The organism is Butyrivibrio sp., assembly GCF_024699075.1.
Window position 1 is genome coordinate 1 of record NZ_JAILQF010000115.1, and the last position, 3,774, is coordinate 3,774.

Annotated in this window: 3 protein-coding genes; 2 read left to right on the forward strand and 1 reads right to left on the reverse strand. The window is 37.7% G+C overall.

Translation table 11 applies throughout. From position 1 onward, the window contains the following. Positions 1-283 precede the first annotated feature (283 nt). Positions 284-1,462 carry an aldo/keto reductase gene (locus tag K6G87_RS04570; protein ID WP_296834489.1) on the forward strand — a complete coding sequence of 393 codons (1,179 nt, stop codon included), beginning with the start codon at positions 284-286 and terminating at the stop codon, positions 1,460-1,462. A gap of 95 nt (positions 1,463-1,557) precedes the next feature. On the opposite strand, the gene K6G87_RS04575 is transcribed toward K6G87_RS04570, so the two are convergent. Then, on the reverse strand, positions 1,558-2,757 hold the full coding sequence (locus tag K6G87_RS04575; protein ID WP_296834491.1) for an SLC13 family permease: 1,200 nt from the start codon (positions 2,755-2,757) through the stop codon (positions 1,558-1,560). Between the two features lie 184 nt (positions 2,758-2,941). Between K6G87_RS04575 and K6G87_RS04580 the strand changes: the two genes are divergently transcribed. Then, a complete protein-coding gene (locus tag K6G87_RS04580) occupies positions 2,942-3,673 on the forward strand; it encodes an IspD/TarI family cytidylyltransferase (RefSeq protein WP_296834493.1) in 732 nt (243 codons plus the stop codon). Positions 3,674-3,774: the final 101 nt, after the last annotated feature.

Genomic DNA, 3,774 nt, shown 5'->3' on the forward strand with positions numbered 1-3,774 from the left:
CACATGCCGGGAACTGTTAAATCAGAGCACCTTTCAAATGCTGACAGAACAAATAAATGTGACGGTCTTGAAAAAAGTTTGTTGAGCACAAAATTTACGTCTTGACAAAGGTCACTTCATAACAGTCGTGTGAGGCTTCACCTGCCAAGTAGTTCATAAATAAAGAATAAAGAGACAGATTTTGCAGTCTAAAATATGGTGCGCAATTTAGTTGTTGAAAATATTTATCGGATTTTTTATTATAAAAGAGGCAATATTTTTTCGACAATATCGGAGGGGATTTATGCAGTATAGAGAAAGTGCAAGATCAGGTGATAAGCTGTCAGCCCTTGGCTATGGCTGTATGCGATTTACTAAAAAGGGTAGTGGTATAGACCAGGAGAAGGCAGAAAAGGAATTATATGAAGCATTCCAAAACGGCGTTAATTACTATGACACAGCCTATATTTATCCTGGAAGTGAAGTGTGTCTTGGTAAGTTTTTAAAAAAATATGATATTCGCGATAAGGTATACATCGCAACAAAGCTTCCTCATTATCTTCTTAAAAAGAGCGAGGATATAGAGAAATATTTTGCTGAAGAACTTACTCGCCTTCAGACTGATCATGTCGATTATTATCTCATGCATATGCTTAATGATGTAAATACATGGAAGCGTCTGTGTGATATGGGAGTTCTTGACTTTATAAAGGAGAAAAAGAAGTCAGGAGCTATAAGAAATATAGGTTTTTCTTTTCATGGAGGAACAGTAGCTTTTAAAGAGCTTATTGATGCCTATGACTGGGACTTCTGTCAGATTCAGTTTAACTATATGGACGAGCATGCGCAGGCAGGAATTGAGGGCCTTAAATATGCTGCTTCCAAAGATATCCCTGTTGTTATAATGGAACCTCTTCGTGGAGGAAGACTTGCTAATCTTCCTGAAGAAGCCAAAAGGGAATTTGAAAAAGTGGATCCTTCAAGAAGCAGTGTAGACTGGGGACTTCGCTGGATATGGAATCATCCGGAAGTGACAGTAGTATTATCGGGCATGAATGATATAAGCCAGGTTACAGAGAACTGTAAGACAGCAAGTGAAGCTACATCTGATACTCTTAGTGATGCAGAGCTTGAAGCTTATAAGAATGCTCTTGTTAAGATCAGGAAGAAGATTAAGGTAGGCTGTACAGGATGCGGTTATTGCCAGCCATGTCCAAAGGGAGTAGATATACCTACTAATTTTGCAATATATAATTCAAGCTTTAATGACGGATACTTTAATGCATTTCGTGAATATGTTATGTGCACAACTCTTAGAAATGTACAGTCTAATGCAAGCCTTTGCATAAAATGTGGCAAGTGCGAGATGCACTGTCCGCAGCATCTTAACATCAGGGACGAGCTTGTTAATGTAGCAAAACGATTTGAAAATCCCATTTACAAGATTGGAATTCCCATTGCCAAAAAGGTAATGAAATACTGATGACATGCGGACTTTACATGTATAATATTACTTTCAAGATTTAGTTTAGATTATAGAGTAAATTACCCATTATCTAAAGATAATGGGCTTTCTGGCTACATCATTATAAAATACATTCCTAAGAGAATTATCAGGAAGATAAGATTTAAAACTGTGAATACTACAAGATATTTTCCTTTATCGCTTCCTTCTATCTGGCTATAGAATTTGAAGGAGATAAGGCTTGCCATTGAAGCGATGAGGGTTCCGAGGCCTCCGAGGTTTGTGCCTATTATAAGCGACGATAGTTTGTCAGTCATTCCGGATAGTAGGATGGCAGCAGGGACGTTACTTATAAACTGGCTTGCTACTACTGAGGTTATCACTTCACGCCCGTTAAGAATGCTGTAAATAGCATCTCTTACCGGGCTTATTCTTTTTATGTTTCCAACGAATATGAACAAAAATATAAAGGTCAAAAGTAGAAAATAGTCAGCATCCCAAAGGGTCTTTGAATCTATTAGCATGACAGCAATAATGGTTGCAACAAGTACAGCCTGATATGGAAGAACATGTACTACGACAAGAAGGCTTAATACAAAGAGTACAAGGTAGACTGTTATTTTTTTCCCGGAAAAAGATCTGCTCACTTTATTTTCATCTTCGTTGCCGGCTCTTGCTATAGTTTCATCTGTATTTGTAGTCTTTACAGGAAACAATATAAAAGCAAAGATAAGTAGTCCTATAAGTGAAGTCAGACTATATGGGAGCATCAGTTTTATAAAGGCTCCTATACTCATTCCTGTAAGGGAGTACAGATAGAGATTTTGCGGATTGCCTATAGGAGTCAGCATGCTTCCAAGATTTGCTGCGATAGTTTCAAGAACTATAAGCTTTATGGCAAAAGAGGTCTTTTTATCTTCTTTCTTTGTGGCACTTTTGGAGGAAGCGGCAGATTGTCTCTTTGTCTTATCTTCATCGTCCATCATGTTTATAAGCTCTATGGAAAAGGGTACAAAGCTTATAAGTGCAACATCGTTGGTTATGAGCATACTAAAGAAAAAGCAAAGAAGAGTAAGTACAATCACAAGGCCTCTTTTGGTAGTTGTTTTGTCAAGAAGATTTTGACCTATGCTCTTAAATACGCCTTCCTTGCGAAGCCCGGCCATAACAAGCATAAGGCAAAGTAGTATACTTAAAGTTCTTGTATCTATATAATTAATATATTCTCTATCCGGTAATACGAAGAAAGCACTTATGATCGCAAGGATCAAAGATATTATTGTAACAGGTTCTTTTTTTAATAACTGTTTCATTTTAACCTCGTGTTATGAATTATGTGCTTAATAAGACCGATAATTATATTACTACAATTATTATTTTTTATACATGAGTAGTTTTATAAAAACATTTTTCAATATCATTAATTAAAACTGTTTATAAATTGATATTTATGTCGAAATAAATATCGGAAAATAAAATTCAAGTGAGGGTACCCATATGAGTGTTATTTCCTGTTCAGCAATTATCCTGGCAGGCGGAGTTGGTGCGCGTATAAGTAGTACCAATACGCCCAAGCAGTACGTTGAAATATGCGGAAGGCCGCTTATTTCGTATGTAATTGATACCGTTATTGAGGATCCTTTAATTAACATGGTCGTAATTGTATGTGCCAAGGAGTACAAGGATCTTGTCAGCGGGTGCGTGGGATCTGCGATTCGCGATTTTGGAAGACATGGCGTTGAGATCAAATATGCTATGCCCGGGTTTAACAGGCAGATGTCTGTTTTAAATGGTCTCGAAAAGCTGGAGGGTTCTATAGGTGATGGAGATCTTGTAGCGATAATAGATGCTGCAAGGCCTTGCATGACAAGACTTATGCTTGATACCTGCATAGAGGCAGCAGATAATGCGGACGGTGCTATACCTGTTCTTAAGATGAAAGATACCGTTTATATGTCAGAGGATGGCAAGCACATTACTACTCTTCTTGAAAGGTCTAAGGTTCTGGCAGGTCAGGCCCCTGAAGTATTCAGGTTTGGCAAGTATCTTGCTGCCAACAAAAAGCTCACACCAGCCCAGATGGATCACATCCATGGAAGCAGTGAGCCTGCAATAATGGACGGCATGAAGATAGTCATGATCACAGGAGATGAGAATAACTATAAGATTACTACAGATGCAGACCTTCAGCGCTTTAGAAATGATGCGGAGTGGCGTCAGGAAATGTAATTTTTCTTTTTATAATGGTGAAAAGAGGTTTTTATGAAAAAAATACAGATTTTCACAGTAGTATTCATGTTTCTATTTAGCTTTGTTTTGAGCGGATGTCA

Coding starts and splice junctions, on each gene's coding strand:
- K6G87_RS04580 (WP_296834493.1), top strand. CDS start 2,942: ATGAGTGTTATTTCCTGTTCAGCAATTATCCTGGCAGGCGGAGTTGGT.
- K6G87_RS04570 (WP_296834489.1), top strand. CDS start 284: ATGCAGTATAGAGAAAGTGCAAGATCAGGTGATAAGCTGTCAGCCCTT.
- K6G87_RS04575 (WP_296834491.1), bottom strand. CDS start 2,757: ATGAAACAGTTATTAAAAAAAGAACCTGTTACAATAATATCTTTGATC.